Consider the following 26,628-nt stretch of genomic DNA (forward strand, 5'->3'; position numbering starts at 1 on the left):
TACTACTATAATAATCGAAGTGTAGGGAAATTGTCCATTATATTTTCACAACCACATTTTCTTCCCCGACAATTTCACGAAGTGCTCCTAAACATTCTTCACTTGGATGAATCGATAAACTTCGAGATAATTGTACCATTTTATGTTCCTTTTCATAATAAATTAGTACTTTCGCAAAACCTGAATAGTCAAACAATATTTTAGTAACCTGATTTAAAAGCTTTTTCTCATACTGAGACGGCAATTTCACGTAAACAGATGCGTCTTTCTTTTCTTCATACACATCCATTTCTTCTAATGGATATAGTCCATTTACAATCCATTGTAACTTATGATTTCTTAGCTCAATCATGCCGTCAACTAAAACAATTGCTCCTTCTTGTAACTTATCTGAGAAATGTATATACGTTTCAGGGAAAAGAACTGCTTCCATTTCATCATTTTGATCACAAAATGTAATAAACGCCATCTTTTGCAACTTTTTCGTACGAATCACTCTCACGCTTGTTATATACACGATAGCCCTTTGTACTTTTTTCTTATGTCGCATCGCCTGAGCAAGAGATGGAATTTCTAATTCTTTCGCTAACTTCACATACTGCGCTGTCGGATAGCTTGATAAATAAAAACCTAGTGCTTCCTTCTCCTTATTTAACTGTTCAATAAAAGAGAGCTCTTCTCCTTGTACGTATTTTGATTTTGGAACAGCATCTCCTAAATCACGTGCAAGATTTGCGTACTCTAACGCTCCTTTAAGGCTTTTCCATAAATTTGTTCTCGAAACACCAAAATCATCAAAACATCCAGACCAGACGAACGCCTCTAAATTTCGCTCTGTTACAAACTTTGATGGCATGCGAAGACAAAATTCAAATAAATCTTCAAACATTTTTTTCTCTCGTTCTTCGAGTAATGCTGTCACTGTAGCCATTCCGATGTTTCGAATGGAAAGTAAGCTGTAACGTATCGCATTGCCTTCTATTTGGAAATCGTAACCACTTCTCTGAAGAGACGGCGGCAAAACATGAAAACCTTTTCGCTTCGTTTCGCGTATATACTGCACAATCTTATCTTCATTTCCAATTGCACTTGATAATAGTGCCGTCATGAATTCCAACGTATAATTCGCTTTTAAGTAGGCAAGCTGATATCCAATCATACTGTAGGCTACGGCGTGACTTCGGTTAAAACCGTAATTCGCAAATCTTACAATCAAATCGTAAATTTTCTCCGCGGATGTCTCGTCATAACCGTTTTTTAAACAACCTTGCACAAAATGCTTACGTTCCTGATCTAAAATATCACGATTTTTTTTACTCACTGCACGGCGTAATAAATCTGCTTCTCCGAGCGAGAATCCCGCCAACTTCGACGCAATTTGCATAATTTGTTCTTGGTATACAATTACACCGTATGTTCTTTCTAAAATCGGCTTTAAATCCGGATGTAAATATTCAATTTTTCTTTTTCCGTGCTTTGATTCAATAAAGGTTGGAATTTGTTCCATTGGTCCTGGTCTATATAACGAGTTAACAGCGACAATATCTTCAAATTCATTCGGTTTTAACCCGCGAAGTACATTTCGCATACCACCTGATTCAAGCTGGAATACACCTGTTGTATCCCCTCTACCTAACAATTGGAACGTCTTTTCATCTTGAAGCGGTAAATTTCTTAAATCAATTTGTGTTCCCGTCTTTTTCACGATAAACTTTATAATATTTTCAAGTAACGTTAAATTACGTAATCCTAAAAAATCCATCTTTAACAAACCAAGTTCTTCTAATGCATCAGCTGGATATTGCGTAACATACACATCGTTATGCCCTTCTTGAATTGCAACACTTCCTGTTAACGGCTCTTGACTCATAATAACGCCAGCTGCATGAATAGACGTATGACGTGGTAAACCTTCTACACGTTTTGCAATTTCAAACACACGCTCATGCAACAGATTCCCTTGTATGAACTCACGGAGTGATTGCGATTCCTCATATGCATCTTTTAACGTTATACCGAGCTTTGATGGGATAAGTTTTGAGAATATGTCAATATCTCGCGGCGGAAGCCCCATTACACGCGCAATATCTCTAATTGCCGCTTTCGCTGCAAGCGTCCCGAACGTTACGATTTGTGCAACACGAAGCTGACCATATTTATCTTTCACATATCGAATCATCTCATCACGTCTTATATCTGGAAAATCGATATCAATATCTGGAAGTGTCACACGTTCGGGGTTTAAAAATCTTTCAAATAATAGATCATATTCAATCGGATCAATATCTGTAATTTCTAATACGTAAGAAACGAGTGAGCCAGCTGCCGATCCACGTCCTGGTCCTGTTAAAATATGATTTTCATGCGCATACTTCATAAAATCCCACACGATGAGGAAATAATCACTAAACCCCATACTAGAAATAACGGTTAATTCATGATTCAAACGCCTTATATGTACTTCTTTCGGCGTACCATATCGTTTCTGCAAACCTTCTTCACAAACGCGGCGTAAATACATATCATTCGTCTCGTTAGCTGGAACAGGAAATTTCGGTAATTGATTTATATGAAACGGTATTTCTACTCTGCAACGTTCTGCAATTTCTACTGTGTTATAAATCGCTTCTTCTACGTGAGAAAATAGTGCTTCCATTTCATCTGATGATTTTAAATAATATTGATCCGTTTTCAACCTTGGTCTATCTGGATCAGTCATTTTCGTTCCACTTTCAACAGATAATAAGCACTCATGAACAAGTGCGTCACTTTGATTGATGTAGCGTACATCATTTGTCGCAACGACTGGAACATTTATCCTACTCATAAATACAGGTAATTTCTCTTGCAGGAGCAGTTCATCTTGAATCGCATGATGCTGCAAACTCATATAAAAATTACCGAACATACTTTGATACATGCGAGCTACTTCTTCAGCTTGACTCTCTTTGTCTTCTAATAATAATTGTTCAATTTCCCCATCTTTACCTGGTGAAATAGCAATTAATCCTTTCGCATAATGGGCAAGCCACTTTTTCGGAATACCTTCTTTTGACTTCGTCATAATGCTACTAGAAATCTTTAATAAATTTTGATAGCCCATTTCATTTTCAGCAAGTAAAACAAGCGGATAAGATTTTTCCTCTTCTTCACTAAAAATAGAAGCTGTTAAGCCGATAATAGGCTGTATACCATGTTTCTTACATGCTTTATAAAACGGAATAACGCCATACATAACATTTTCGTCCGTAATAGCGAGTGACGAAAAACCAAGTTCTTTCGCCCTGACTACAAGCTCATCAATTTTACAAGCACTTTTTAATAAACTAAAAACGGTTTGACATTGTAAATGCACAAACTTCACTGTTGTACCCTCTCTTTACCAATCTGACTACTTTTATTATAGGTGATGAGGAAAGCGGAAATCAAAACATACTTCTTATACTTTGTCCATATATATGAAGAAGAAAGGGGAATGACGATGGATGTAAGAGAACATACTTTTTTCTCTCTGCTTATTATTAGTTATTTTATTGCCTTTGGGGTTATACTTGGTGGTTCATTAATTGGTGGATTTGGTGCATTTCTTATCGGAAAACCAACTCTAACTTACATTAATCAATTCGCCCAAAATTTAAGAATTTGGGCACTCGTTGCAGCAATTGGCGGAACATTTGATACTTTTTATAGCTTTGAAAGAAGTTTCTTTGGCGGAGATATGAAAGATATCGTAAAACAAATTCTCCTTATTTTTTTCGCAACGGGTGGTATGCAAACCGGTCTTATTATTATTAAATGGCTAACGCAGGAACATGTATGAGAGTACCAAGTGCCAATACAGCAAAAAGATGGTATTTAGTTTTAGCTGGTGCTGCTGTTGGAGGCGTGTTGAGCTGGTTTATTTTTTTGTACATATACGGTGTTTTTCAAGAAGAACAAGCTATTAAAATAGCAGAACAAAAAGAAATTATAGAAAAACAAGAAGCAAAGCTCCACGTCCTTCTCGAAGATCAAGAAAAATTGAATACAGAAAATAAACGACTCTTAACTATTCAAGAGATTAAAATAAAAATAATCAATCGAGAAAAATACGATTTAGACAATCTTACACTCGAAAATATGACCACTTCTATTCATAATGACCTCCAGCATCTTTTAACGAAAAACATACAAAGTATCGCAAAAAATAAAGACCTACTCAAAAAAGCAATCGAAAATAAAACGTATAAACATTACGATCGTCTATACCGCTTTAAAGTCGATACAATATCTTTTGATACCGTGCTTGAAATTAGCATTGCTATAGAAAAAGAAAAATAAAATCCCTCCACTTTATCGACATATATAACTCGATAGATGGAGGGGCTTTTTATTTTATTATCGTCATGAGGGTTCTCTTAAAACATAAAAAAAGACGTTTTTGGGAGTTTTTCATTATTCCATCAAATCAATCTCATAAATAACAAAAAACCCCTATTTATTGATGTTTCATTTAAAAAACAAAAAAGAAGGGCTTAAGCGCCCTCCTTCTTTTTTCGTTCAACATACAATTTTTTATCTACACAGCTCACGTAAATCAGCAAAAAGACGATCCGCTTCTTCCCAAGAAGATGCTTTTGCACCAGAAGCCATCGGATGCCCTCCGCCATTATATTGCATTGCTAATTTATTTATCACTGGTCCTTTTGAGCGAAGACGAACACGAATCACATCGTCTTCCTCTAAAAATAGAACCCATGACTTTAATCCATCAATATTACCAAGTGCTCCAACAACGCCAGATGCCTCAGAAGGAAGTACATCAAACTTTTCTAATACTTCTTTCGTTAATTTAATGTAAGCTGCTCCTTCTTCTACCATCGTAAAGTTTTGTAAAATATAGCCGTTTAAACGAGCAATCTTTTCTTTCGTCTTATACATTTCATTGTATAAATCTGTGAACTTCACATCCATATCAACAAGTTCACTCACGTAACGAAGTGTTTTCGCTGTTGTATTCGGGAATAAGAAACGACCTGTATCCCCAACAATACCCGCTAAAATAAGACGAGCTGCTTCTTTCGTTATCTGTAATCCTTTATCTTTTCCATAACTGTAAAACTCATAAATCATTTCACTTGTAGAACTTGCTGTCGTATCTACCCATGTAATATCTCCGTACGGATCTTCATTCGGATGATGATCAATTTTAATTAACATCTTCCCTTTTGCATAGCGTTGATCGTCAACACGTTCTTGGTTCGCAGTATCACATACGATAACAAGTGCATTTTCATATACACTATCTTCAATATCATCCATTACTCGTAAATATTCTAGTGACGGTTCATTGTACCCAACCGTATAAATATTTTTCTCTGGAAACGATTCTTGTAGAATTGTACCCAGACCGCCCTGTGAACCTAATGCATCTGGATCTGGACGCACATGACGATGAATAATAATTGTATCAAACTCTTTAATTGCTCCTAAAATTTGCTCATGCATATGTATAATCTCCTTTTCACTCAACTTCTTCACTTTAACGTGCAGTAAAAGCCCAATTGGTGCGGGCAAATCATTAGCGCAGAAACATCCTCACACTAATTAAAGCTTCACTTTATCCTCCATTATAACGGAAAGTATTTCATACATGCGAACAATTGCTTTATAATAAAAGTTAGAAAGTTTAGATATTTCTTTTTTCTCCACTATTATTTTTCACAAAGCGATGGGAGTGTGCATTATGCCAGTATTAGTCTTCTGTATTATCGTCTCATTTATGTTGTACCTCTTCTACAAAACAAAATACTTTCGTACAAACCGCCCAATGGAGAAAGGTTGGCTCTCTGGAAAATCCGCAATGGCACTTGGTTCATTCGTCTTATTCTTTGGGATAAACCAATTCTTTTTAGAACTTTCAACCGCTCGAATTATCGTTGGTGTTTTATTTGTTCTATTTGGTAGTGCAAGTGTATTTAATGGATTTCGCCAATACAAACATTTCTTACCATTAGCAGTTGAAGAAGCTGAATCTGTCTGAAGCAACATAAAAAAGCATCAATATTGTGATGCTTTTTTACGTCCCTTAACTTTTAAAATCATATATGCAACAAAAGCAGAAGGTATATTAAAGGGGTTGCCTTGTACGTGAAAATGTAATTGTTCTTCTTCAAAAGACATTTTTTCATATAGTTCTCGCTGAGATAATCCTGTTCGTTTCTTTTTTTCATGTAAACCTTGTAAGTATAAATATTGAAACGGTATCATCACAAGAAAGTAAAAGAGTGCGATTCCACCAAAAAAGAGCACTTCTGATGACATAATGCATACCACCTTCCTGAAATCCATTTTCTTACAATTGAATTATAACATAATATACAACCTAATTGAATTACTATTCTGTCTTCTTTATGTAACCGTCTCTCCACATAACTCTTTTTCAGCATACTGAACATATCGCCGAATAAAAGCACCAGGATCTTTTCTAATAGGTTCGATATCAATCCTTAACGGAATCTTTCCCGCCATATAAAAAATTCTCGAAGCAGTCCCAAGTCGAATAGCTGCTTCCGAAATATTTTCCCCATATCCCATCATGAAATTCCCCCATGCGTCTTCTAACTGTCCCGAAGCAATTAAATGCAATCTCGGAACACCAATATCAAACTCTTTATACCCAAATCCACATTCATCAAAATCGAGTAAATACCAATCCTCTTTGTCTACAAGAATATTGCCAAAATGCATATCACCATGAACAAATTGTTTTTCTCCTAATTGAGTTAAATTTGCAAGTTCTTGTATTCTTTCTGCAATTCTTATGCACTTATGCTTATCCGCATTCGATAGAAATGAAGCATTTAGTAATCGTTGTAAAGGCTCGTGGATTATCTTTTTCTCACTATATATAGGCCTTTCATAACCTCTCCAAGTTTGCGGCACTCTTTTGAGCACTTCATTTGTTTTTTCATGAAACTTTCGCATTAATGATCCGAGTTTTTCATAGTCCCTATCCCTTAGTTCTAAAATTTCACTTCCGTTTATAAACCTAAAGACAACAAAATACTGGATATTCCCTTCATCTTTCATAACAGATGTAATCCAATCACCATTTTTATTTACCACTACTTCTGGTACTAACATTTGTTTTTGCATCGCTATTAACCAATGTATTTCAGCCTCTATTTGCTCGCATGTATAACGTCCTTCTCTGTACTGCCTAACTACAAATTTATTTTTGTCCGATTCGAATATATATGTTTGATTTTCTCCCCCATGTAACAATGAAACTTTCGTAAAACTATTTAAATTATATTGCTTACATAACTGCTCTTTAGTGTGAAAATCCATCCTTCTCCCCCTAGTTCCTCTAGTGAAGCGTAATCGACTAACAACCAATTTTCTATCCACATTGATACATATCCTTCTATTTTTTCACTTCTCTATCCGAACTCTTACGTAACTTAAACAATAGCTTCAAAATCCAATAAAACAAAATAAAGTTAAAGAAAAAAACTAATGGATTAAACCAACATTCCCACCCACCATAATAAACAAACGTTTCAGCCGGTACACCAAAGTAAAGAAAATCCGGCTCATTTTCTCCTGATATAGGAATCAAGGCACCTATACTAGCAAGAGTCAAACTTACAAAATAAAGCCTCTTTTTAATAGCGTCCATTCTTCTATGCGTTAACACATGAATAATGATGAAACATATGACAACTAAAAAGAAAAGAATTCCGCCCATTCGCTTCCTCCTTATCACTATTCCATTTCCACATCTTCAAATTGTTTAGTATTTTTATTATAAATATGAAATGATACGTTATTTATTTTTTGTTTCTATCCTTTTAACAAAAAAGATGGAACAAACCAAAGCGGTCTGCTCCATCTTTTTATTTATCGATCAACTGCACCATAAGTAATGCTTTCCCGACAACATTGCCTTCATGATGCACTTCTACATCAACCTTACCAAATTTACGCCCAATTTCTAATACTTTCGGATGTACGGATACAACATTATCAATTTGAACTGGTTTTACGAAATAAATTGTTAAGTTCTCAACAATTAAATCGCTCTTCTTTTGGGCACGAATAACGCGATTCGTTGCTTCCGTCACAATCGTTGCGAATACACCGTAAGATAACGTTCCGATTGAATTCGTCATTTGCGGCGTCACTGAAAATTGATATAAATGTTCATTTTTCGCTTCTTTCGGCGTCATAAATTGATTCGTTACAATATCATCGATTGTTTCACCGACTTGTGGTTGACGCTGAATCATTTGCAACGCCTGAAGTACATCTTGACGGCTAATAATACCTTGCAGTTTATTTCCTTCATCAACAACAGGAAGTAACTCAATTCCTTCCCACACCATCATACGTGCTGCAGCTGCGACAGACATTTTTCCATTTACCGTAATTGGATGCTTTGTCATTACTTTATCAATTGGTGTTTCTTTCGCTACACCAATCATATCTTTTGAAGTTACGATACCTAACACCTTTTTATTTTCATCAACAATTGGATAACGCCCATGCATCGTTTCTTCATTGTACGCATGCCATTGTTGCACTGTATCATTCGGCTTTAAATATAACGTCTCTTCAATTGGCGTTAAAATATCTTCAACGAGGACAATTTCTTTCTTAATAAGCTGATCGTAAATTGCACGGTTAATTAACGTCGCAACTGTAAATGTATCGTAACTACTTGAAATAATCGGCAATTTTAATTCATCTGCTAATTTCTTCACATGATCTTCCGTATCAAATCCGCCCGTAATCAATACCGCAGCTCCGGCTTCTAACGCTAATTGATGTGCGTTCGTACGGTTACCGATAATAAGTAAGTTTCCAGCTTCTGTATAGCGCATCATCGCTTCTAATTTCATTGCCCCGATTACGAATTTATTTAACGTTTTATGTAGTCCCTCTCTGCCCCCAAGTACTTGACCATCGACAATGTTAACGACTTCTGCATATGTCAGCTTTTCAATATTCTCTTTCTTCTTTTGTTCAATTCGAATTGTTCCGACACGTTCAATCGTACTAACATATCCTTTATTTTCTGCATCTTTAATTGCACGGTAAGCTGTCCCTTCACTTACACTCAAATCTTTTGCAATTTGCCTTACAGAAATTTTATGCCCTACTGGCAGGCCATTAATATGTTCTAAAATTTGGTTATGCTTGGTAGCCAAATGGTTTCACCATACTTTCTTTTCCCTAAATTCTTCATGTGTTGTATTTTTAGTATACTATATTTTCAAAACTGTTACACTCTCTCTTTATATATCTGTACTATTTTTTTTATAACAAAATACGGCTTACATGACACTACTTCTTCTATTACAACAATGGAATGGTTTTGTCATCTCGTTCGATAGTTTGTCCAGCCGCTTCAATATACAATTAAGACAAGAAATGAAACAAAGGAGCGGATATATGATGAAAAAATTATTAGAAGTTGTAAGTGCTGTATTTTTAGCTTTCGTAGACGGAAAAAAAGTTGCAATGGAATTGAATGAAACACCTGAACAGCCACTTCCAAAAAGAAAAAAATCATCAAAACAAGTACAACCTTTAAAAGCTGTCCTACACACGTAAAAAAACCTTCACTTGTCTTTTCAAATGAAGGGTTTCTTTTCTATAGTGTAATACTTTCTCCAGCTTCTAATACTTTTCCTGTACAATTTTGTAGCTTTTCTACAAATTGATATGGGTCTTGTTCAATTACTGGGAACGTATTGTAATGCATCGGTACAACAGTTTTCGCCTGAGTCCATTTCGCTGCTAAAACAGCATCTTCTGGTCCCATTGTGAAATTATCACCAATTGGTAAAAACGCTATATCAATGTTATTCAGTTCCCCTATTAATTTCATATCAGAGAATAGAGCGGTATCTCCTGCATGGTATACAGTTTTCTCTTCTGCTGTAAATAAAATACCTGCTGGCATACCTGTATATGTAATCGTCTTATTTTCTTCATCAATATAACTAGAACCGTGGAATGCTTGTGTAAACTTCACTTTTCCGAAGTCAAATTCATGCGAACCACCAATATGCATCGGATGTGTATTTACACCTTGCCAACTTAAAAATGTCGCTAGTTCAAATGGTGCCACAACAACTGCATTATTTTTCTTCGCAAGCTCTACTGTATCTCCAACATGATCACCATGTCCATGTGATAAAAGAATCGCATCTACTTTTACATCTTCGGCCTTTAAATCTGTCTTCGGATTTCCAGTTAAAAATGGATCAATTAAAATCACTTTTCCATTCGTTTCAATTTTTACAACTGAATGTCCATGATAAGATACTTTCATTATTACATTCCTCCCCTATTCACATTCTCACTTTTTATTCTACATGATTTTTCAATTCCCTGTCTTTTCTAACATCGATTTACTTGTCATAACGCTTTCCTCCGATGTAAAGTTATATTTGTAATTAAATATTTCGGGGGTGCCAATCGATGAATGCTAGATTAGAAAATTTAATGCAATGGCTAAAAGAAAAAAACGTAGAAGCTGCGTTCTTAACTTCTACACCAAACGTTTTCTACATGACAAACTTCCACTGTGAACCACACGAAAGACTTCTTGGCATGTTTGTATTCCAAGAAAAAGAACCTATTTTAATTTGCCCTAAAATGGAAGAAGGTCAAGCGCGTAACGCTGGCTGGGCACATGAAATTATCGGATTTACTGATACTGACAGACCATGGGATATGATTGCAAAAGCAATTAAAGACCGCGGCATCAATGCAAATGCAGTTGCAATTGAAAAAGAACATTTAAACGTAGAGCGCTACGAAGAATTAACAAAGTTATTCCCAAATGCAGCTTTCAAATCAGCTGAGGAGAAAGTTCGTGAACTTCGCTTAATTAAAGATGAAAAAGAACTTTCTATTTTACGCGAAGCAGCTAAAATGGCGGACTACGCTGTTGAAGTTGGTGTAAATGCAATTAAAGAAAATCGTAGCGAGCTAGAAGTATTAGCAATTATTGAACACGAATTAAAAACAAAAGGCATACATAAAATGTCATTTGATACGATGGTATTAGCAGGTGCAAACTCTGCTCTTCCACACGGTATTCCAGGTGCAAACAAAATGAAACGCGGCGATTTCGTACTATTTGATTTAGGCGTAATCATTGAAGGTTATTGCTCTGACATTACACGTACAGTGGCATTCGGTGAAATTTCTGAAGAACAAACTCGCATTTATAACACTGTACTTGCTGGACAACTACAAGCAGTTGAAGCATGTAAACCAGGTGTTACACTTGGCGCAATCGACAACGCTGCTCGTTCTGTTATCGCAGATGCAGGTTACGGCGACTTCTTCCCACACCGCCTTGGTCACGGACTTGGAATTAGCGTACACGAATATCCAGATGTAAAAGCTGGTAACGAGTCTCCATTAAAAGAAGGTATGGTCTTCACAATCGAGCCAGGTATTTACGTACCAAACGTAGGTGGCGTTCGTATTGAAGATGATATTTACATCACACAAGACGGGTCAGAAATTTTAACGAAATTCCCGAAAGAATTACAATTTGTGAAATAATAAAAAGGCAGCGTAAGTGCTGCCTTTTTTTATTTCTCTACTATTTCAAATTTAACACCATCTTCTCCTCATACTTATCATCCCATTTAATTACAACTTCTATCGGTTCATCTTTAGATAGAGGTGCACAACTTACACAAGAAGATTTCATTTCAATCCTTGCTCCTTTATGAACTTCTGACGTTTCTGTCATTGCACTAAAGGCTCCATTAATAGCAATCTCTAAATTTTAAAATTCTGTCTTTCCATCTCCGCCCTTATATTGAAACGTAAACATTCCATCTTCACTGTCATCCTTAATATACCCTTTATATTGCCCCGTCCAACTTTTGCTCTCGCTAGAAAAAGTAACATACGAAATCGAACAACTTCCTAAAAAGAAAATACTAATGAAAAAGAATAACGCTCTCTTCATAATGCCCCCTCCATTCAAAAGCACTTATTTATTGTCTATTTCTCCCTCTTATCATATTATAAAAATACAGAATTTTCTAAAATAGGAGGTTTATACGTTACAACAACAGTTAGAAGAAATTCGTAATAATAATTACATATTGGATAACACACTTAACATTGATTCTTTAAGTTCCAATATGTTTGAGCATATCGGTGTTACCGATAGCTATTTAAGAGACAAACTTATTTACTCTACTTTTTACCATCTCATCAAAAAGGACTACATTTCACACACACAATTACAGAAACTATTATTAGAAAGCATTAGTGAAAAATATTTATTGTATAAAATTCATTCGGATGACGAAGATGCTGTATTTACTCGTGCATTTACGACATTATTACTTGCGCTCATTATTGATGCTGATACAAAATATAATTTCTTATCACAGAATGATATTTTAACTGTAAAAGATCAATTGATTCTATATATGAACAATGAACATGATTTCCGTGGATATGTTCAAGACCACGGCTGGGCACACAGTATCGCTCATGCTTCTGATACATTTGAAGCGCTTGTTCGTAGTCCTAAACTGGAAACTTTATATTACGAAGAAATATTACAAACTTTATTAAACAAAGTTTGTGTCCATTCTATTTACTATAAACATGAAGAAGACGAACGACTCGTTTATCCGATTGTCTCAATGCTACAAAATGGTCTAAAGGAAGAAGTACTCATAGCAGCTCTTCATGACTTAGTAGACCAATTACCAGTCCAAAAACAAACACTACATATTGAATCGTACGAGTTTCTATACGGAAATATAAAATCTTTCTTACGTAGCTTATTTTTCAGATTACGTACAATGTCTATATGTAAAGAAACTGAATACGAAATTGAAAAATTACTACAAGGACTTCGCCAACATTACTAAAAAAGAAGGCCCTTTAAAAAGTGCCTTCTTCTATTTCACTAATATTTAATTGAAATTTCACGATCCAAACTGAGAAAAGGTGGACAAGAAGCGCAAACGCCATACATGCTCCGCTCAAAAAAGTTAGTATAGGATGCGAATACACGTGCCCTAATCCATAGGATATCGCCACGAAAAACATTGTTATGTAAATATAAATTGCTCCATGTATTTGCCTCATATGAACCTCCTTTTCCCATATTATAACATAAATTTTCTGATTATTCACATTTATCGCTTGTAATCAATATTTCTCAACTGTTACACCTCTAACAGCAGCCTTAATATATGGTGCTCCTTGTAAACTTTGTAAATCCTCTGTTTTGCCTGTTGCAACTACACCGTATATTGGTAGGTCTTTTGATTCGAAGTTTTCATCTCATTATAGTTTGTCCTAAATTTCTTTTGACATCCTCCTTTATTTTCAAAGATATCTAAATAACACTTTTCTTTTTAAAATTTTTTCAAAATAAAAAGCACACCTATTTTGATGCACTTCTCTCCAACATACTATTCTATTATTTCATCGCTTCCTTCACAACATCTTGAATCATAACGACTTCTGTTTTCATATCAACAGACCGTGCTTCTTCATCAATACATTCATACCAAAACGCTAAGTGCTTTTTATCAATTTCATGATGAGAATTTTCGACAAGAGCCCCGCCTTCTCCTTGCACAGAATACCAATATAAGTACTCTTCTCCATCTCTTATTTCCCGGAAAATTGTCTCAACGTACATCTTTTCGTCGTTTAGTGTCAAAAGCACTTCTTTCATATTGCCATTAAGAAGCTGCATCCATTCATCTACACGATGACTTTTACCTTGTTTCACCTTAAATCTCGTTAACTCCACATTCATTTTTATTCCCCCGTTTTCTTACGTACAAACAATCTATATTCTATTGGATTATAAAAACTTAATTTACTAGCTAATTTTTGCGAAGGAATATTGTCTACATAACAATCCCAGCACGGTGTAATATCATTTTGTGTGCAATGTTCAATGAACCGTTGTGCAACAGCTTGGGCTAATCCTTTCCCTTGATATGCTTCCTGCGTCACAATATCAATTTCAGCAAATCCATTCCCACTAAATATCGAAACACATTCAGCTACAATTATCCCATCTTGTTCTATACAAAATCCGAAACCACCGTTCAAAAATAGCTCTTTTGATCCCCAATATTCTTTATAATACTCCTCTGTAAATTCACTACTTCGTTCTATATCACTTTTATCAATACGCTTCACTTCATATGTATTTTTGTTTGCATCTCGTTTTCTCTCTTCAGAAATTTCTCGTTGGAATTTCATTCGAGGCATGTCCCGAAGTGCATTACTAAAACGCCCTTCAATCATCATTTCCCACTCGTCACTCGAAGTGAAGAGTGTAAATCTCTTCTCTGTTGTTTCAATAGCCATTTTTAAATAGGAAAATAAATCTTCGTTATAATTTTGATCATAAGTATCACCAAATAAATAATAGATACCATTAGCTGTACGAATTAATCCTGCTGTTAACTTCTCGTTGGCAAAAATCTCACCATCTATCATTTGGTCACATACCGCATAAGCAAACGTCGTCGTTCCTGTATTACTTTCTAAAATCGGAAGGATTTTTCTATACTCGGCTACAGATAATTTTTTCATAACTGCTCCACTTTAATCGTATCAGCTTCTATATTTTCAAAACAAAGATTTACTGTTCTCTTTAATGCTCTCGTTCTATGGATCTTGCACGCTGGAATTAAGATAGAATCATTTGGCTTTAAAACCGCCGTCTCTCCATCTTCAAAATCGATAAGTAGTTCTCCCTCTAACACAATAAACAATTCATCCGAATTAGAATGATAGTGCCAATCATATTCACCAGTAAATACGGCGATTCGTAAGCAATGATTATTTACATTTTAAACGACGAAATTTTTGTGTTGATCTTGAATGTCCTTTGTTAATTCTAATAAATTCACAGTTTCCATATTTCATCTCACCCTTTCACTAGTCGTTCTTCTGAAAACTAACTTAGTCTCCGCCACCTCCGCAATCTCCTCCACCATCACTTGAGCTGCTACAATCGTTGCTACTATAATCACCAAATCCGCTTGATGAGCTTGAATCGGATGAAGATTTTTTGCTCTTTTTGCTTTTCCTATCCCTCTTACTTTCATGACTAGGCCATACTTTATTAAATAATATAAAGAATAAGACTAACTCTATTGCGACAAGGATATATCCAAAAACATTCTCAATAATATTGGGTGTTATCCCAAAACTGTAAAACACCCTAGCTGAATAAAGACACAAAATTACATACAGGACCATACAAATATACCGAAATGTTTTTTCTATCATAATGACTACTTTTTTTGAAAGAGGTATGTTCTGTTCCTGTTTTTTCTTTATATACTTTTGTCTTTTGGCTTGCTTTTTCTTCCTATTTTTACTCCCCATTGAATCCCCTCTATCGACTTTCACTTTTCATTTAATTCCAAATTATCACAAAAAACAACATCATAACAAGCTATATTTTACGTAAAGTTTTGTTTACTTTTTGTAAAGTTTTATTTACTTATTACCTAAAAATGGATATGATAAATGTAACAAATTTACAAAAAGGAGACTTTGTATATTTGATTAAAAATAAGGTGAAACAATTCCGCGTCGTTAGAGACATCACCCAAGAACAATTAGCTTCCTCTGTTCAAATCACTAGACAATCCCTCATCGCTATCGAGAAGAATAAATACAACCCGAGTTTAGAATTAGCATTGAAATTATGTGAGTTTTTCAACTGTAAAGTAGAAGATTTATTTCAATTAGATAAAACTGGGGAGGAAAAAGAATGAAAAATACTTTTAATCAAGAGTTCATTTCGCATCTTACCATTTTATTGTTAGGTTCAACTTTTCTTTATTTCAATAATAATGATGAAGAAAAGATTAGTTCTGTCCTTCTATTCGCTGGCGTATACATACTCTTAGCCTTAATACTATTCATAGTGAAACGAATATTCTTTAAGAAAAAAAAGAACGATTCCGAGAAATATCCATTACCTGAGATGGATGAAAGAATCGAGAAGATGAGTTTAAAACTTATGGCGCAAATTTTCGGCCTCTCTCATTTAATCGGTTCTGCGATACTATTTATTTTATATATCACTGACAAAAATTCGATGATACTAGTTGAGTATGCCTTGTATTACTTGTTCGGCATTCTTTTCTTTACAATGATGTTCGGATTGAGAATTGTAAAGAAACTAGACAATTAACCCAAGTAAAAAGCCCCTCCTTACAAAAGGAGGGGCTTACATGTATTTCTATTATGATAAAGCAGGAGCTTTTTCAAGAAGCTCTTTCGCATCAGCGTATTGTAAGCCATGAGCTTCTGCAACTGCTTCGAATGTTACGTATCCATCTAATGTGTTAATACCTTTTAGTAATGCAGTGTTTCCTAAGCAAGCATCTTTGTAGCCTTTGTTCGCAATTTGTACTGCATATGGTACTGTTACGTTTGTTAATGCAAGAGTTGATGTACGTGGAACTGCTCCTGGCATATTAGCAACTGCATAATGAACAACGCCATGTTTTTCGTAAGTCGGGTTGTCGTGAGTTGTAATACGGTCAGTTGTTTCAAAAATACCACCTTGGTCAATTGCGATATCTACAACGACAGAACCTGGTTCCATTGATTGAATCATTTCTTCTGTTACAAGTTTTGGCGCTTTTGCACCTGGAATTAATACCGCACCAATAACAAGATCAGACTCTTTTACAGCTTCTGCAATGTTGTATGGATTAGACATTAACGTTTTTACTTGGTTACCGAAAATGTCGTCTAATTGACGAAGACGTTCTGCACTTAAGTCGATGATTGTTACATCTGCACCTAAACCTACTGCAATCTTCGCTGCGTTTGTACCAGCTTGACCACCGCCGATAATTGTTACTTTGCCGCGTTTTACCCCTGGAACGCCTGCGAGTAAAATACCTTTACCACCTTTGTTTTTCTCAAGGAATTGTGCACCGATTTGTGCAGACATACGACCAGCTACTTCACTCATAGGTGCAAGTAATGGTAAAGAACGATTGTCTAATTGCACTGTTTCGTATGCAATTGATACCACTTTGTTATCAATTAATGCTTTCGTTAATTCTGGTTCTGGAGCTAAGTGTAAGTATGTGAATAAAATTAAACCTTCGCGGAAATAGCCGTATTCACTTGCAACTGGCTCTTTTACCTTCATAACCATATCTTGATTCCATGCTTCTTCAGCAGTTTCAACAAGTTTCGCACCAGCTTGTACGTATTCTTCATCTGTAAAGCCTGATCCTATACCTGCTCCTTTTTGAACAAAAACTTCATGACCATTTTGTACTAAATGTACAGCTCCCGCTGGCGTCATCGCCACGCGGTTTTCATTGTTTTTAATTTCTGTTGGAATACCGATACGCATTATTAGTTCCCCCTTGAGTTATGAAATGACCCCTGAATCATTTTTTAAAGCGCTTTCTATGCTCTTATATTTTAACATAATATCTCAATATTTGACAAAAATTAATACAAGCTTTCCGATAGATTTAACCTTACATTAAAGGACAGTATTATCCGCACCTCTCAGCATACAGGATAAACTGTCCAATTATTCGAGACTTCACTTTATTTTATTCTATCGATGTCTATGAATAACATCTACTGCACCAGTTACTTCAATAATTGTACCGGTAATCATATCGGAATCGTCCTCACATAAAAACGAAATCGTTCTTGCGATATCTTCACCTGTTCCAGATCTACCAATTGGTGTGTTACGTTCTTTCAACTGACGTGCTTCTTGAATTGTCGCTTCTTTCATTTCACCAATAATATCACCAGGACATACCATATTTGCAGTAATACCATATTCTGCTTCTTCGTAAGCAACTGTTTTTGTTAATGAAACAAGTCCTACTTTCGCTGCTGCAAAAGCTGAACGATAAATCCATCCTGGTGCACTATCTGCCCCTTGGAATCCGTAATTAATAATACGACCAAAGTTCTGTTTTCTCATAACTGGAACGACAAGTTTCAACAAATGAAACACCGCTGTTAAATTACCCTGAATCATTTCATTCCATTCGTCTTCTTCATAATCAACTAACTTTTTTCGTTCAAATACATATGGACCAGCATTATTAATTAAAAAGTCAATTTTGCCAAAATGGCTTATCGCTTCTTCTACTATTTTATGTAAATCTTCCTTTTTCGTGACATCCGCTTGCACGAATTGTAGACGCTCTTCCATATTTTTATATGTTTCTTTCATCGTTTCCATAGCCGCCATATCGCTATGGTATGTTACTGTTACTGAATATCCTTTAGCCAATAACTTTTCTGTTACTTGCTTTCCTAAACCTTTCGTACCGGCTGTAATGAGCGCGTGTCTCACAAACATGCCTCCTTTTAAATTGCTATACTTCATATGTAACAAGTTCTCGCCCCAATTACAACTAAAATGAATTAAAGCAAAGTTTTCAAAATTCTGTAACGTTTCCGACAAGCACATTACCAAAATTTGTTTTATAATAAAGTTGTAAACGGTAATAAAAATGATTGGGAGGAATTTACTATGAATAATACATATACAAATATTTTAATCGCGGTGGACGGTTCTAAAGAAGCAGAAAGAGCTTTTAAAAAAGCAATTCAAGTCGCAAAACGTAACAATGCAACATTAACAATTGCTCATATCGTTGATGTAAAAGCATACTCAGCAGTAGAAGCTTATAGCCGCGCAATCGCTGAACGTGCAAATCTATTTGCAGAAGACTTATTAGAAGACTACAAAAAAACTGCGCTTGAAGCTGGCCTTGAAAAAATTGAAACTGTATTAGAATTTGGTAATCCTAAATCTAAAATTTCAAAAGAAATTGCTCCAAACCATAAAGTAGATTTAATTATGTGTGGTGCAACTGGTTTAAATGCTGTTGAGCGTTTCCTAATTGGTAGCGTCTCTGAACATATTATTCGCTATGCGAAATGCGATGTCCTTGTTGTTCGTGGTGATGAGGAGCAAGGCGATCTTTAATTTATAAATAAAACACCAAGTCCACATGTTTTACTGGTGGATAAGGGAAATGAAGCTTTAGGCTTGAATGAACAATAAATACATGTTGTTAAATAATGATAAAAAAGGAGTGGGTAATCCACTCCTTTTTTCACGACTGTGTAAGAAGAATAAAGATGTTTAATGTTACTCATAAAAATAAATCTTCTCTGTTTTTTCTCTACTCTTGCATGGATTTTAAAATCCTCATTTTTCAATTGATTGTTTAATCAAGTTTAAACTGTATTCTACTTAATTCTTTGAGCAATTGGATGGTCATCTTTTAGTTGTAACAAATCCCATAAATTCCCGTACAAATCCTTGAATACTGCAACTATTCCATATTCTTGCTCTTTCGGCTCTCTCACAAATTCTATTCCTCTTGAAATCATTTCATTATAATCTCTCCAAAAATCGTCAGTATTTAAGAAAAGAAAAACTCTGCCGACTGATTGGTTACCGATAAAGGAATCTTGCTCAGGTTTAGATGCTCTAGCCAGTAATATTGTGGTGCCGACTGAACCAGGAGGAGATACCACTACCCATCTTTTGTTTTGCTCTGGCTGATATATATCTTGGACTAGTGTGAAATTTAGTTTCTTTGTATAGAACTCTATTGCCTCATCGTAGTCTTTTACTACTAATGCGATATGAACTATTGATTGAACTATTATTACTAAATAAGCAAATTGTAGTATAACATTTCTTGCTTTAATCTATCTATTAGCTTAATAACACAGGTTCTTGTTTTTCTTCATTTCACATACTTCACTATAAATACAAGACAAACAACCACTACAACAGCTACTGCCAACACATATGGCGGTAAGAACTTCAAAGACCATAATGCCATCATGATCGTCGCAATCGTTAAGTACGTTTGCTTTGCATCTTCTGTCATTTTTTTACGAAGCAAGAACACATACAAATAACCGATTGGCGGCGTAATGAAGCAAAGAACATATATGATTTTAGATTTTAAATACCATTTTTGTTCTCCGAGCTTCTTTATATCTTCTTCTATTCTCTTATGCTCTTGCTCTCTCGCTTCTTCTACAAGCGGATCTTCCTCTTCTCCTCGCTTTTCTTTCATATAAGGAAGAAAGTGCACGAAAAAATAGTATGCGAATACGAACGCTCCAAATCCAATACCGAATCTTTCCAATGGAATATTCTCACTAAAAAAAGCAGCAGCAATCGCTAAAGAAAAACAATACGTCATCATCCAAAATGAACGTTTTCTCTTTTTCCGTTCCATTTTTTTTTTATCTTGTACATGTTTTCTTTTCGAAAGCCATATTGAAATACAGCAATCTACTACAAATAGAATAAAGATAAATATCCCAACGTGTACTGTTTCTACATCCTTAAATGAAAAGATGTTTGGGAATGCAACATGTAATACAATTAGCGTGTACAAAATTATCCCTATAAAATAAATACGTCTCATTGTCCATTCCTTTCTGATTTCCTAACTTTAGGTTAACATACATTTTTTAGAAATAGACGGACAAAATATATATGTTAAAAAAGGAGGATGCTACATGAATGATTCTGAACGTATTATTTTAGATGTGAACGGGAAAGAGCTCGAAATGTTACATACAATCCGTACACATTTTAAAGAAAAACATGGTGTGGAACTAAGTAATGGTGCATTACTACGTGATTTGATGGATATTGAGTATATTCGAATTACAGAAGATCGGCATAAGTATGATTAACTTTAAGCTATAAAAATCACAAAAAAGGTACGCTTCTCTCTACTAAGATTCGCGTACCTTCTGCCCTATAAACCAATCAACTTCCAACGAACTCTCTAACTAATCCTTTCGCCTTCTCCAAAGCTTTCTCAATTTGCTCAAATCCTGTCCCGCCAGCACTGTTACGACGCTTTACAGCTGCATATGGTGAAAGAACTTCATACAAATCTTCTTCAAATAATGAGCTCATTTCTTTATATGTTGCTAGTGGTACATCTAGTAAATAAATTCCTTTTTGTGTGCAGTGTAGCACTAGCTTCCCAACAATTTCATGAGCTTGACGGAATGGTAGTCCTTTACTTGCTAAGTAGTCAGCAATTTCTGTTGCGTTTGAGAAATCTTGCGTTACAGCTTGCCCCATCTTTTCTTTGTTGACAGTCATCTTCTCTAACATGCCTGCCATAATATGAAGGCATCCTTCTACTGTTTTTACTGTATCAAACATTCCTTCTTTATCTTCTTGCAAGTCTTTATTGTAAGCGAGCGGTAATCCTTTCATGACTGTAAGTAAACTAAATAAATTACCGTACACTCTGCCCGTTTTACCGCGGATTAGTTCCGCCATATCTGGATTTTTCTTTTGCGGCATAATGCTGCTTCCCGTTGCGTATTGATCGCTCATTTCAATAAATTGAAACTCTTGGCTACTCCATAAAATAAGTTCTTCGCAGAAGCGTGATAAGTGCATCATGAGCATAGATGAGTTACTTAGGAACTCCAGTATGAAATCACGATCGCTTACTGCATCTAAACTATTTTCATAGATTCCATTAAATCCAAGAAGCTCCGCACTATATTCTCGGTCAATCGGGAATGTTGTCCCAGCTAATGCTCCTGCTCCTAATGGTGAAATGTTAATGCGCTTTAATGAATCTTCATAACGATTCACATCACGCTCTAACATCCAAAAGTAAGCGAGAATATGATGCGCAAATGAAATTGGCTGCGCACGCTGCAAATGCGTATAGCCAGGCATAATGGTTTCAATATTATTTTCCGCTTGATGAACAAGAACCGTTTGCAATTGTTTTGTAGCTTTAATAATATGCTCTACTTTTTCTTTTAAATATAAATGCATATCAGTCGCTACTTGATCGTTACGGCTTCGCCCAGTATGAAGTTTCCCTCCTACTTCGCCAATTTGTTCAATTAACATTTTTTCAATGTTTAAGTGAATATCTTCTGCTTCTACTGAGAATTGAAGCTTATTCTCTTTTGCTTCTTTTAATAAATACTGAAGCCCTACCTTTATTTTCTCAGCTTCTTCTTTCGTAACGATGCCTTGCTTTGCTAGCATCGTTACGTGTGCAATACTTCCGTTTATATCTTGATTTACTAATTGTTGATCGAAGGAGATGGATGCTCCAAACTCTTCAACCCACGCTTCCGCTTCTTCTGTAAAACGTCCGCCCCAAAGTTTGCTCACGCTTCCACCTTCTTTTGATTCACTTGGCTGTATACTTTCGTCGGTAAACCGAATAATGAAATGAATCCAACTGCTGCATCATGATTAAATTCGTCCTGAGCAGTATATGTTGCTAATTTTTCGTCATATAAAGAGTACTCAGATTTACGTCCTTCTACAATCGCATGGCCTTTAAATAGTTTCACACGCACTGTACCTGTTACATTCTTTTGCGTTTCTTGTAAGAAAGCGTTAAGCGCTTGTTTTAAAGGAGAGAACCATAAACCGTTATAAATAAGTTCTGTTATTTTTTGCTCAATCATCGGTTTAAAATGCGCTACTTCTTTTACGAGTGTTAAATCTTCTAGCTCTTTATGCGCCGTGATTAATGTCATTGCTGCTGGACATTCGTATACTTCACGCGATTTAATACCAACAAGGCGATTTTCTACGTGATCGATACGTCCAACGCCATGTTTTCCAGCAAGTGCATTTAACTTTTTAATTAATTCTGAAAGTGAATATACAGTACCATTTAAAGTAGTCGGTACTCCTGCTTCAAAGCCAATTTCTACAAACTCTGGTTTATTCGGTGTATCTTCTAATGCCAATGTCATCTCATATGCATCTTCTGGCGGTGCTGCCCATGGATCTTCTAAAATGCCACATTCGTTACTGCGTCCCCATAAGTTTTGATCGATTGAAAATGGGCTATCTAAATTAATAGGAATTGGAACATCGTTTTCTTTTGCATATGCAATTTCTTCTTCACGTGACCATTTCCATTCACGTACAGGCGCAATCACTTCTAAGTAAGGATTTAACGCTTGAATAGAAACTTCAAAACGAACTTGATCATTCCCTTTCCCTGTACATCCATGTGCAACTGCAGTCGCCCCCTCTTGTTCTGCAATTTCTACTAATTTCTTAGCGATAAGTGGACGAGATAATGCAGAAACGAGAGGGTATTTCCCTTCGTATAACGTGTGTGCTTGCATAGCCATCAATGCATATTCATTTGCAAATTCCTCTTGAACATCAATCATATATGATTTAATTGCACCTACTGAAAGTGCCTTTTCTTTTACGAATGCTAAGTCTTTACCTTCCCCTAAGTCTAAACAAAGCGCGATAATATCATAATTCTTCTCTTGTAACCATTTAATTGCAACGGAAGTATCAAGACCTCCGGAATATGCTAATACCACTTTTTTCTTCTCCATTTTGCATCCCCCTAAAGAATAAATATTCATTTTCTTTTATAATAATACACACTTTAACACCTTTTACAAAATGTATCAAGAGTCATTTTCAAATTTTTTCAAACAATTTCGTCGAACTTCTTTCTGTTTTTATGTACAATATAAGCAGGAAAACGGGGGTGAACTGATGGAAAAGTATTTCTTATACGATGAACATCTAGGAATTGAAATTCCGCATTTACAAGAAGACTGGGAAAGTATCCCCGAAAAAATGCAGCATGCTATTTTATTAAAATGGGAACAAGTTCGCGGAAAGATTCCTGATCGTATAAAAGAGCTTGAACACTATATTAATGCAAAACAGCATCATTTAAATAACGAAGAAAACTTCGAAATTTCCTGCAAACTTAATTCAGAAATTGCCGATCTCGCTTCCATCATTAATGACCTTTGGCTTTGGTATCGACTCACTCAAAATGTATCTGAGGGGAAAGCACACCAATGAAAAAAAGCATGCCCCTCAATCACTTTGGGTCATGCTTTTTTGTCGTAACACGATTTACAATATATTTCTTGTGCTGTTTTCGCCAAACATACATCAAACGGTCCAACTAATATACTTCTTTCCTTTGGCAACTTTACAAAAGCAACGAGCTCTTCTTCATATTGAATCTTTTTCTGACATGAAACGCATACTAATTCTTTTCTTTTGAACATGTCTTTTAGCATATCTTCTCTCTCCCTTTCATCTATCTATACTGATATAATCTCATAATAATTAAGACTTGTAAAAAAATGACACATTCTGAAACAAATTATTCATATACTATGTACAAAAGGAGGTCTCAATTTTATGCGAGCTTTCATTATTATCGCTTTAACTTTTTTAAGTGTGATTAGCTGGGATGCGTTTTTTAAAGATAAAGGTGACCAGAAAGATACAACTGAATAAACGCCATCTTTTTCTTACTTATTGGACAAACTTTTAAACACTGTCCGATTTCACGAAATAACTTAGGCTTTTCTACAAAAATATTTAAACATAATAATTTTTGTAGATTCCCTCCGTTTATTGTCGGTTTCCATCCGCATACATTTTTTGAAAGTATGATATAATAATATAAATCTTGAAGGAAGGGATTTTGATATCATGATCGCTCGAAGGAGCATGTGGCATCGTATTGACGAATCATACACGTAGCGTATTTTTCAGCTCAGATACTTTAGTCTAGCGAAAAAAATACGAGAGTGGGGAAATTATGATTGCCCGAAGGATAATTTGGCAAAAAAAAGACTCTTCTTACACATAGCGTTTTGTTTAGGACTTAATTGTTACTAGCTAAACAAAACAAAGAAGAGCAGGATTGCTAAATGAAGAATCCTACTCTACGTTTTGTTTAGTCGTTTTAAGACTTAAACTAAAACGAAGGTAGGGAGAATTGATGGACGAGAGGATTATTCGTTATTTCTTCAGCGACATATAGCGTAGTTAGTTTTTTTCGTAAACTAACTGAAGCTACATGTGAGCTCGTAGTTAGTTTACAACACAAAAAGGACTACTAACTACGGAAAGAAGGAATAACGATGAGGAACATCCAAAGTCGACAAATTATTAAAGAAATTTTTATGGTTTTAATCGGTTCATTTATTTTAGCAGCAGCGCTATATCACATTCACTTCCAAAACCACTTAACAGAAGGTGGCTTTGTAGGAATTGCACTATTCATCCAAAATTTTTATGATATTTCACCATCCATTTCAACTGTAATTATGGATATCCCAATTATTTTACTATGTGCTTCATTTTTAGGTAAAAAAATGGTTGGCTATTCATTCCTAGGTTCGATTTCATTCGGAGTATTTTATTCTCTTATGGAAAATTATTCTCCATTTACGGTCGATTTATCAAATAATTTATTTATAGCTGCAGTAGTTGGCGGTGCGTTAGCTGGTATTGGACTCGGTTTTATATTGCGATTTGGCGGTGCAACCGGCGGAGACGATATTTTAACAATTGTATTAAGTAAACGAACTCGTTTTACAATTGGGCAAATTTTCTTCGTCTTTGACGCGATTGTTCTTGCGCTTTCATTATATTATTTAAATTGGACAGAAATTGCTTTTACTATTCTTTCGATTGCCGTACAGGCAAAAACATTGGATTTAATTTATTATCCAAAAGCAGAGAAGAAAGCAGAAAAGCAACCAGTATCTATTCCAATGTCCAAAAAGCATGCAACAAATTAAAAAAGCGAAAGGCTTCGGCCTCTCGCTTTTTTTTACGCTCTTTTTTCCTTCTCGACTATGTGGCGCACTTGATAAAATCTATTTGCAAATTCAGTAACGTTTCTCGTTAAACGATAGTTCACTGTAGACCCGATTGCCATTCCAATTACCGGAATACCTTGGAATAATTTACGACGTAAAGCATAAATCGAAAATGTTTTCAAAATTTGTTTTAACACAACTTCAGTAGAAGCTGGCTGTAACACCGCTTCGTCTCCTTCATAAAAGAACGAATCTTCTTGCTCTAGCTCTTGCAGTAAATTGTACCATGCGTATTGCTGAAGCCTTCCTGGTAGTAATGACGCATGAAACACCTTTAACGCAAGCATCATTTCATAAGGCTTGTTCACATCATGTCCAAATGATGTTGCAATAAGTTGAACAGCTTTCACATTTAACGCGATCATAACCGGAAAATCAGCTGTTAATAATAATAAACCCCCAGCACCCGTTGCTCCGCCTTGTACGAATGAATATAGGCGATGTCGTGCTGTTTGTTGCTCTGCTATGTATGTTAATTGATCAATAGATAATGCTTTCAAATCTTCTAGTTGCTCAATCGATTCATCAAATAATCTCGACGTTCCTAAAATACGATTACGCGCATCTAATTGTGATTGTGAACTTTGAATCAATGCATGCAAATGAAAGAGCCATCCATCTGCTTTCGTAAAGAAATCTTTTCGTTTTTTCTCCGGCAATTTCGCAATTGTAGTATGTACCCATTTATCAAACATTTTTTGAAAATCAGTCGCTTCTTGCTCAACTAATTGCGATTCCCATTCTTTTATATTGTCTAAAATGGCTTGTTCTCGCTTCGATCGCATCGTAACAACCACCTCGTTCGATTTTTTTCTATTGTAACATATTTCTGCTTATTCTTTGCAAATATGCTTGTCTATCTTTATTCACATACCATTTTTTAGTGACATAAAATAT

31 protein-coding genes and 3 pseudogenes are annotated in these 26,628 nt (G+C 35.4%); 12 read left to right on the plus strand and 22 right to left on the minus strand.

The features are described from left to right. Positions 1-37 precede the first annotated feature (37 nt). Entirely contained in the window at positions 38-3,364 is a 3,327-nt protein-coding gene (dnaE, locus tag MKX31_RS20930; RefSeq protein WP_064474604.1) for a DNA polymerase III subunit alpha, read from the minus strand. A gap of 42 nt (positions 3,365-3,406) precedes the next feature. Here dnaE and MKX31_RS20935 point away from each other — a divergent pair, with 42 nt between their 5' ends. After that, positions 3,407-3,820, plus strand: a complete 414-nt coding sequence (locus tag MKX31_RS20935; RefSeq protein WP_002008713.1) for a YtrH family sporulation protein — start codon at positions 3,407-3,409, stop codon at positions 3,818-3,820. Next, positions 3,817-4,320 carry a sporulation membrane protein YtrI gene (ytrI, locus tag MKX31_RS20940; protein WP_064474603.1) on the plus strand — a complete coding sequence of 168 codons (504 nt, stop codon included), beginning with the start codon at positions 3,817-3,819 and terminating at the stop codon, positions 4,318-4,320. Before MKX31_RS20935 ends, ytrI begins: the two co-directional genes overlap by 4 nt. Positions 4,321-4,554: 234 nt before the next feature. Here ytrI and MKX31_RS20945 read toward each other — a convergent pair whose 3' ends face one another. Beyond that, on the minus strand, positions 4,555-5,487 hold the full coding sequence (locus tag MKX31_RS20945) for a DHH family phosphoesterase (protein WP_048562137.1): 933 nt from the start codon (positions 5,485-5,487) through the stop codon (positions 4,555-4,557). Positions 5,488-5,725: 238 nt separating this feature from the next. Here MKX31_RS20945 and MKX31_RS20950 point away from each other — a divergent pair, with 238 nt between their 5' ends. Next, positions 5,726-6,022, plus strand: a complete 297-nt coding sequence (locus MKX31_RS20950) for a YtpI family protein (RefSeq protein ID WP_001144772.1) — start codon at positions 5,726-5,728, stop codon at positions 6,020-6,022. A 17-nt stretch (positions 6,023-6,039) separates the two neighbouring features. Here the strand turns inward: MKX31_RS20950 and MKX31_RS20955 are convergent, their stop codons facing one another. From MKX31_RS20955 to MKX31_RS20970, 4 genes are all read right to left on the minus strand, one after another. Further along, positions 6,040-6,303 (minus strand): DUF3949 domain-containing protein, encoded by a 264-nt coding sequence (locus MKX31_RS20955; protein WP_048544372.1) that lies wholly within the window; start codon positions 6,301-6,303, stop codon positions 6,040-6,042. Between the two features lie 87 nt (positions 6,304-6,390). After that, the gene (locus MKX31_RS20960; protein ID WP_064474601.1) at positions 6,391-7,332 is read right to left on the minus strand and encodes a phosphotransferase enzyme family protein; all 942 of its coding nucleotides are present in this window, start codon (positions 7,330-7,332) and stop codon (positions 6,391-6,393) included. Positions 7,333-7,408: 76 nt separating this feature from the next. Then, positions 7,409-7,732: a hypothetical protein gene (locus MKX31_RS20965; RefSeq protein ID WP_064474600.1), complete on the minus strand. Its 324-nt coding sequence runs from the start codon at positions 7,730-7,732 to the stop codon at positions 7,409-7,411. A gap of 148 nt (positions 7,733-7,880) precedes the next feature. Beyond that, entirely contained in the window at positions 7,881-9,194 is a 1,314-nt protein-coding gene (locus tag MKX31_RS20970) for a CBS domain-containing protein (RefSeq protein WP_000201565.1), read from the minus strand. Between the two features lie 244 nt (positions 9,195-9,438). On the opposite strand from MKX31_RS20970, the gene MKX31_RS20975 reads away from it, so the two are divergent. Then, positions 9,439-9,600 (plus strand): hypothetical protein, encoded by a 162-nt coding sequence (locus tag MKX31_RS20975; protein WP_088048025.1) that lies wholly within the window; start codon positions 9,439-9,441, stop codon positions 9,598-9,600. Between the two features lie 40 nt (positions 9,601-9,640). On the opposite strand, the gene MKX31_RS20980 is transcribed toward MKX31_RS20975, so the two are convergent. Then, on the minus strand, positions 9,641-10,324 hold the full coding sequence (locus tag MKX31_RS20980) for a metal-dependent hydrolase (RefSeq protein ID WP_088048024.1): 684 nt from the start codon (positions 10,322-10,324) through the stop codon (positions 9,641-9,643). Between the two features lie 149 nt (positions 10,325-10,473). Between MKX31_RS20980 and pepQ the strand changes: the two genes are divergently transcribed. Next, the gene (pepQ, locus tag MKX31_RS20985) at positions 10,474-11,571 is read left to right on the plus strand and encodes a Xaa-Pro dipeptidase (protein ID WP_088048023.1); all 1,098 of its coding nucleotides are present in this window, start codon (positions 10,474-10,476) and stop codon (positions 11,569-11,571) included. Between the two features lie 40 nt (positions 11,572-11,611). Here pepQ and MKX31_RS20990 read toward each other — a convergent pair. Beyond that, positions 11,612-11,986 (minus strand): annotated as a pseudogene (locus MKX31_RS20990) (hypothetical protein). 118 nt (positions 11,987-12,104) lie between these two features. On the opposite strand from MKX31_RS20990, the gene MKX31_RS20995 reads away from it, so the two are divergent. Next, positions 12,105-12,908 carry a DUF2785 domain-containing protein gene (locus tag MKX31_RS20995; RefSeq protein ID WP_340981568.1) on the plus strand — a complete coding sequence of 268 codons (804 nt, stop codon included), beginning with the start codon at positions 12,105-12,107 and terminating at the stop codon, positions 12,906-12,908. A 13-nt stretch (positions 12,909-12,921) separates the two neighbouring features. Here MKX31_RS20995 and MKX31_RS21000 read toward each other — a convergent pair whose 3' ends face one another. From MKX31_RS21000 to MKX31_RS21025, 6 genes and pseudogenes are all read right to left on the minus strand, one after another. Then, positions 12,922-13,128: a hypothetical protein gene (locus MKX31_RS21000; protein WP_001248905.1), complete on the minus strand. Its 207-nt coding sequence runs from the start codon at positions 13,126-13,128 to the stop codon at positions 12,922-12,924. 63 nt (positions 13,129-13,191) lie between these two features. Further along, a pseudogene (locus MKX31_RS21005) lies at positions 13,192-13,373 on the minus strand (anti sigma factor C-terminal domain-containing protein); the annotation flags it as partial. Positions 13,374-13,465: 92 nt separating this feature from the next. Continuing rightward, positions 13,466-13,810: a DUF6176 family protein gene (locus tag MKX31_RS21010; protein ID WP_088048021.1), complete on the minus strand. Its 345-nt coding sequence runs from the start codon at positions 13,808-13,810 to the stop codon at positions 13,466-13,468. Positions 13,811-13,812: 2 nt separating this feature from the next. Then, positions 13,813-14,601 (minus strand): GNAT family N-acetyltransferase, encoded by a 789-nt coding sequence (locus tag MKX31_RS21015; protein WP_064474595.1) that lies wholly within the window; start codon positions 14,599-14,601, stop codon positions 13,813-13,815. Further along, positions 14,598-14,930 (minus strand): annotated as a pseudogene (locus MKX31_RS21020) (cupin domain-containing protein). The gene MKX31_RS21015 and the pseudogene MKX31_RS21020 overlap by 4 nt, the downstream one beginning before the upstream one ends. Positions 14,931-14,973: 43 nt before the next feature. Beyond that, positions 14,974-15,402 carry a hypothetical protein gene (locus MKX31_RS21025; RefSeq protein ID WP_064474593.1) on the minus strand — a complete coding sequence of 143 codons (429 nt, stop codon included), beginning with the start codon at positions 15,400-15,402 and terminating at the stop codon, positions 14,974-14,976. Positions 15,403-15,533: 131 nt separating this feature from the next. Here MKX31_RS21025 and MKX31_RS21030 point away from each other — a divergent pair, with 131 nt between their 5' ends. Then, the gene (locus MKX31_RS21030) at positions 15,534-15,797 is read left to right on the plus strand and encodes a helix-turn-helix transcriptional regulator (RefSeq protein WP_141554606.1); all 264 of its coding nucleotides are present in this window, start codon (positions 15,534-15,536) and stop codon (positions 15,795-15,797) included. Then, on the plus strand, positions 15,794-16,219 hold the full coding sequence (locus MKX31_RS21035; RefSeq protein ID WP_098101972.1) for a hypothetical protein: 426 nt from the start codon (positions 15,794-15,796) through the stop codon (positions 16,217-16,219). Before MKX31_RS21030 ends, MKX31_RS21035 begins: the two co-directional genes overlap by 4 nt. 51 nt (positions 16,220-16,270) lie before the next feature. On the opposite strand, the gene ald is transcribed toward MKX31_RS21035, so the two are convergent. Continuing rightward, positions 16,271-17,404, minus strand: coding sequence for an alanine dehydrogenase (gene ald / locus MKX31_RS21040; RefSeq protein WP_001219390.1), 1,134 nt, complete (start codon positions 17,402-17,404; stop codon positions 16,271-16,273). Between the two features lie 213 nt (positions 17,405-17,617). Further along, positions 17,618-18,409 (minus strand): SDR family oxidoreductase, encoded by a 792-nt coding sequence (locus MKX31_RS21045; protein WP_088048143.1) that lies wholly within the window; start codon positions 18,407-18,409, stop codon positions 17,618-17,620. Between the two features lie 147 nt (positions 18,410-18,556). Here MKX31_RS21045 and MKX31_RS21050 point away from each other — a divergent pair, with 147 nt between their 5' ends. After that, a complete protein-coding gene (locus MKX31_RS21050) occupies positions 18,557-19,015 on the plus strand; it encodes a universal stress protein (RefSeq protein WP_001066680.1) in 459 nt (152 codons plus the stop codon). A 266-nt stretch (positions 19,016-19,281) separates the two neighbouring features. Here MKX31_RS21050 and MKX31_RS21055 read toward each other — a convergent pair whose 3' ends face one another. Both MKX31_RS21055 and MKX31_RS21060 read right to left on the minus strand, forming a co-directional pair. Next, positions 19,282-19,704 (minus strand): VOC family protein, encoded by a 423-nt coding sequence (locus tag MKX31_RS21055; protein ID WP_088048018.1) that lies wholly within the window; start codon positions 19,702-19,704, stop codon positions 19,282-19,284. 83 nt (positions 19,705-19,787) lie between these two features. After that, the gene (locus MKX31_RS21060) at positions 19,788-20,483 is read right to left on the minus strand and encodes a hypothetical protein (protein ID WP_098101974.1); all 696 of its coding nucleotides are present in this window, start codon (positions 20,481-20,483) and stop codon (positions 19,788-19,790) included. A 94-nt stretch (positions 20,484-20,577) separates the two neighbouring features. Here MKX31_RS21060 and MKX31_RS21065 point away from each other — a divergent pair, with 94 nt between their 5' ends. Then, positions 20,578-20,757 (plus strand): hypothetical protein, encoded by a 180-nt coding sequence (locus tag MKX31_RS21065; protein WP_064474588.1) that lies wholly within the window; start codon positions 20,578-20,580, stop codon positions 20,755-20,757. 76 nt (positions 20,758-20,833) lie between these two features. Here MKX31_RS21065 and argH read toward each other — a convergent pair whose 3' ends face one another. Further along, positions 20,834-22,222, minus strand: a complete 1,389-nt coding sequence (argH, locus tag MKX31_RS21070) for an argininosuccinate lyase (RefSeq protein ID WP_088048016.1) — start codon at positions 22,220-22,222, stop codon at positions 20,834-20,836. Further along, positions 22,219-23,424 carry an argininosuccinate synthase gene (locus MKX31_RS21075; RefSeq protein WP_088048015.1) on the minus strand — a complete coding sequence of 402 codons (1,206 nt, stop codon included), beginning with the start codon at positions 23,422-23,424 and terminating at the stop codon, positions 22,219-22,221. The genes argH and MKX31_RS21075 overlap by 4 nt, the downstream gene beginning before the upstream one ends. Before the next feature lie 166 nt (positions 23,425-23,590). On the opposite strand from MKX31_RS21075, the gene MKX31_RS21080 reads away from it, so the two are divergent. Further along, a complete protein-coding gene (locus MKX31_RS21080) occupies positions 23,591-23,908 on the plus strand; it encodes a hypothetical protein (protein ID WP_064474585.1) in 318 nt (105 codons plus the stop codon). A 29-nt stretch (positions 23,909-23,937) separates the two neighbouring features. On the opposite strand, the gene MKX31_RS21085 is transcribed toward MKX31_RS21080, so the two are convergent. Then, on the minus strand, positions 23,938-24,132 hold the full coding sequence (locus MKX31_RS21085; RefSeq protein ID WP_000910293.1) for a hypothetical protein: 195 nt from the start codon (positions 24,130-24,132) through the stop codon (positions 23,938-23,940). 855 nt (positions 24,133-24,987) lie between these two features. Here MKX31_RS21085 and MKX31_RS21090 point away from each other — a divergent pair. Beyond that, positions 24,988-25,650 carry a YitT family protein gene (locus tag MKX31_RS21090; RefSeq protein ID WP_048544413.1) on the plus strand — a complete coding sequence of 221 codons (663 nt, stop codon included), beginning with the start codon at positions 24,988-24,990 and terminating at the stop codon, positions 25,648-25,650. 32 nt (positions 25,651-25,682) lie between these two features. On the opposite strand, the gene MKX31_RS21095 is transcribed toward MKX31_RS21090, so the two are convergent. Then, positions 25,683-26,516 carry an EcsC family protein gene (locus MKX31_RS21095; RefSeq protein ID WP_001256871.1) on the minus strand — a complete coding sequence of 278 codons (834 nt, stop codon included), beginning with the start codon at positions 26,514-26,516 and terminating at the stop codon, positions 25,683-25,685. Positions 26,517-26,628 lie beyond the last annotated feature (112 nt).

The sequence above is a fragment of the Bacillus sp. FSL M8-0063 genome, from assembly GCF_038005545.1.
GTDB classification, from domain to species: Bacteria; Bacillota; Bacilli; order Bacillales; family Bacillaceae_G; genus Bacillus_A; species Bacillus_A wiedmannii.